The following is a 1,536-nucleotide window of genomic DNA, read 5'->3' on the forward strand; positions in this document are numbered from 1 at the left end:
TAGAGCACATCACTTTTAATGATGGGGTCCTGGGTTCGAACCCCAGAGGGATCACTAAAGACAACCAAAGTCTTCAAAAAATAAGAATGGTTCCTTAGCTCAGTTGGCAGAGCACGTCACTCTTAATGATGGGGTCCTGGGTTCGACCCCCAGAGGGATCACAAAAAAACCACCAAATTGCATTTGGTGGTTTTTTTATATCCGAAAAGAAAATACTGCACTTGTACCACTACGCAAATCCCAAACTCACTTCCTGCTTCCCTTGATCGATGTAATTGGGATCAAGCAATAAATTTGGGGAGCTCTTATCAGACATAAATATTTGATAATCTGAATAGAAAAAAAGGAATGTCTCTCACACCTCTTTGAGTTGATCTAAAAGCTTTGATTTTAGCATTAAAAGATTCCGCTGAAGCATTTGTTGTCCTGTTGTCAAAAAAGGTTAAGATCCCTTCATAATGGGAAAATATTGAATTAGAGACAGTTCTAAAACGTTTATCCCCAAACTCTTCAACTTCTCTGTACCAGTGTGCAAGTTTTGTGTATGCAACTAATTTATCCTTGTTTTGGAATAGATATTTCTTAGACTTGAAGCTAATTCATAGGCTTGTTTTATCTTAGGAAAATTCTCAAAAAGAATTTCAGCTCTAATTTTTTGACTTGCTGACCATTTCTGCGGTGATTTGAATAGAAGATAACGGGATCTGGCAAGAAGTTGTTTTTCACTATCTCCATTGCAATACAGAGGTGCTTGATACTCTTTGTTTTTTTCCTTTGCGATTTGAATATTTTGACTCTCCTGAGAAATTGCTTCCCATCGATAAGCTATTCGAACATCCTGGACTGCCTGATATGCTAATTTTTGGACATGAAAACGATCTATTACCCTGGATGTTTTTGGAAAACTTTTTTTTACGATTTTGTTCATTGTACCTGCCATATCCAAACTAACTTCACTAACAGTGCATCGGGCTTGGTAAGATATTTTCTTAAGGATGTCAATTATCTGTTTAGATTCTGTTCCTTTTATCATGGCAATTAAACAGCCTTGTTTTCCCTTTGCCGCTTTGTTGGTAAGAATGGTATATAACTCTCCGTTGCTTAATGCTGTTTCATCAATACTGATATTCTCACCTAAGTTTTGAGGAAAGAGAATCCAGCTTTGAGCATGTTCGGCTTGTGACCAATTTTTATAAGCACTTAAATGATCTCTGTATTATTGTTGTAATTGTTTGCCGTCAATAGGATAGTAATATTCTAAACTTTTAATATTAATCGCTCTCTTATCAATTAAGTTCTTTTAAAAAAGCCCCAAATTCATTTGTGAATCGAGTTCCTTTTGCTGCCAAGGTCCAATTTCGGGTAATAATTTTTCCGCTTATTCTTGCGGTCTATCTTCGTTGCTTAATATACAGAAACAAACCCTTGTCGCGAATAGGGAAATCCTGAATACAGATTTCAGGTAAAAATCCTTTGGAAAGCAATTCCTGATCAGAATATTCCGCGGGAATTATATTTTTCTCACTCAGGTGAACA

2 protein-coding genes, 1 tRNA gene and 1 pseudogene are annotated in these 1,536 nt (G+C 36.3%); 1 reads left to right on the top strand and 3 read right to left on the bottom strand.

Annotated features, from left to right (window positions below; translation table 11 throughout):
* Positions 1-88: 88 nt before the first annotated feature.
* Positions 89-161 (top strand) — tRNA-Lys (locus QUH73_RS20660).
* A 147-nt stretch (positions 162-308) separates the two neighbouring features.
* On the opposite strand, the gene QUH73_RS20665 is transcribed toward QUH73_RS20660, so the two are convergent.
* From QUH73_RS20665 to QUH73_RS21005, 3 genes and pseudogenes are all read right to left on the bottom strand, one after another.
* Positions 309-599: a transposase gene (locus QUH73_RS20665; RefSeq protein ID WP_289532342.1), complete on the bottom strand. Its 291-nt coding sequence runs from the start codon at positions 597-599 to the stop codon at positions 309-311.
* Positions 551-1,204: pseudogene (locus tag QUH73_RS20670) on the bottom strand (ISAon1 family transposase); the annotation flags it as partial. The gene QUH73_RS20665 and the pseudogene QUH73_RS20670, both read right to left, overlap by 49 nt.
* Positions 1,205-1,391: 187 nt before the next feature.
* Positions 1,392-1,529: a hypothetical protein gene (locus QUH73_RS21005; protein ID WP_442913434.1), complete on the bottom strand. Its 138-nt coding sequence runs from the start codon at positions 1,527-1,529 to the stop codon at positions 1,392-1,394.
* Between the last annotated feature and the right edge of the window lie 7 nt (positions 1,530-1,536).

It is taken from the genome of Labilibaculum sp. K2S (genome assembly GCF_030372765.1).
Lineage (GTDB): Bacteria > Bacteroidota > Bacteroidia > Bacteroidales > Marinifilaceae > Labilibaculum.